The organism is Flavobacterium aurantiibacter, assembly GCF_002251775.1.
In the GTDB taxonomy this organism is placed as follows: Bacteria; Bacteroidota; Bacteroidia; order Flavobacteriales; family Flavobacteriaceae; genus Flavobacterium; species Flavobacterium aurantiibacter.
The window spans coordinates 1-1,977 of record NZ_NOXX01000101.1 but is presented as its reverse complement, the minus strand read 5'-3'; the positions used below and the strand labels follow the sequence as shown (position 1 = coordinate 1,977).

Sequence of the window (1,977 nt, the reverse complement as noted above, 5' to 3'; positions counted from 1 at the left end):
TAAATAATATGTCTCCGGTACAATATGCCGAAAGACAACGTGTCGGTGACGCTGGCGATGTTCTCGGCTGGGGCCTTCCTGGCCTCGATCCTTGAACCTTTGTTCTACCGCCGCCGGATGCTGTGGTATGAGATGCTTTTTGGGCTCGTCATCATCGGCGGGTTGTTCACGATCATGAATGTGAACCTGCATTACCAGGCCGGCGCGCTCTGTGCGTTGCTCTCGGTGTTTGTGGGCGTGCTTTTTACCTTGTGCAATGGCAAGTTGACCCAACAGCACGATCCTTCGGTCATTACGCTGTATGAATTCTTCTCCGGCTTTTTGTTCGTCTCGCTCTACCTGTGGAGCCAGGGCACTTTCGACGAAGCCTTTTTTGCCGTTTCCGGCCACGACTGGCTGCTGATCCTGGTGCTCTCCTCAGTGTGCACCGCCTACGCCTTTACCGCCTCGGTACAGGTCATGAAAAAACTCTCGCCCTACACGGTCATGCTCACCACCAACCTCGAGCCCGTCTACGGCATCGTGCTGGCCTATTTCCTGCTCGGGCAGCGCGAACACATGGATGCTTCCTTTTACATTGGCGCCTCGGTGATTATTGTGACGGTCATATTGAACGGAGTGGTGAAGGGGAGGAAGAAAGTTTAAAGTTTAAAGTTGAAGGTTACCATTGGTGGGAGGATGGCATGGTGGGGAAATTGCGGTGTCGGGTGTGAAGGCAGGTTAAAGGAATCGTGTCCAAAAACGCAATAAATTAGTATCTTTATCAATATACGCCAAAACTGAAATTTATCTGCCGAAATAATGAAATGGACTATACGCCTTTTGAAACGCCACGGAATTACCCGCATTGGCCTTTTTTTTGACTATGACAAAACCCTGATTGCGCAAGCGCGACGGTTCCAGGATGCCCGGTGGAGTTCCGCGTTGCGGTGCTGGCACATTCCTGATACGACCGCCAATCGGTTGTTGGTGGGACTGCCTGAATACACCGGAAAATCGGTTTTGTCAAGAATTGACTTGGTGAATCAGCCTATTTTGGGTCAGTTTGTCGATCAAATCAAATTGATGGGCTATAGTCCGAGGACGCTGGTGACGTACAGGAACGAATTTGCGGCTTTTTTGTTCCATATAAAGGACAAGCCAGCTTCGACTTGTACCGAAACTGATGTTCGGGACTATCTATTGCACTGCATTACTGAGTTGGGCGCTTCAGAAGCACTGATCCATAGTAGGATCAATGCCCTGAAATTTTACTTTGAAAAAGTATTGCGAAAACCTCGTTTCTTTGTGGAAATACCGCGCCCCAAGAAGCCATTTAAACTTCCGAAAGTGCTTTCGCAGGAAGAAGTCCGGAATTTGTTCGCTGCCACCACCAACCTGAAACACAATACCATTCTGAAACTCTGCTATGGTATGGGACTTCGTGTGTCTGAGGTGGTGAATCTGAAAATTGCCGATATCGACAGCGATTCGATGCGCGTGCTGGTTGCCTGTGCCAAAGGGAAGAAAGACCGCTACGTAAATTTGCCGCAATCTATGTTGGAACAACTCAGGGATTACTATCGGCAGTTCCGGCCTGTGGAGTATCTTTTTGAATCACCAGCGGGAGGCCGTTATTCGGCAAGGAGCGCACAGCAGGTTTTCAAGAATTCCCTGCAAAAGATTGGTTGCCGTAAAAAAGTGGGGATTCACAGTTTGCGGCACAGTTTTGCCACACATTTGTTGGAACAAGGTACAGATATTCGTTTTATACAGGAATTACTTGGCCACGCCAACATCCAAACCACGTTGCTTTACACTGCAGTCAGTAGCCGCGAACTGCGAAAAATCGTTAGCCCACTCGATAAGTTGTAACTATTTGAAACGCGCATTGCACTTTTTTAGTAGTTATTTTTTATGTGTTTGAATTTCAGCAACTTATAAAATTTTGCTAAATCGTTTAATTGCGTATATTTGAGAGTTAGCGGTCAGGCTAAA

2 protein-coding genes are annotated in these 1,977 nt (G+C 47.7%); both read left to right on the top strand.

Going from position 1 to position 1,977, the window contains the following annotated elements; all coding sequences use genetic code 11:
* Nucleotides 1-24: 24 nt before the first annotated feature.
* Nucleotides 25-645 (top strand): DMT family transporter, encoded by a 621-nt coding sequence (locus CHX27_RS01545; protein ID WP_094485013.1) that lies wholly within the window; start codon nt 25-27, stop codon nt 643-645.
* A gap of 156 nt (nt 646-801) precedes the next feature.
* Nucleotides 802-1,854 (top strand): tyrosine-type recombinase/integrase, encoded by a 1,053-nt coding sequence (locus CHX27_RS01540; RefSeq protein ID WP_094485012.1) that lies wholly within the window; start codon nt 802-804, stop codon nt 1,852-1,854.
* The last annotated feature ends 123 nt before the right edge of the window (nt 1,855-1,977 follow it).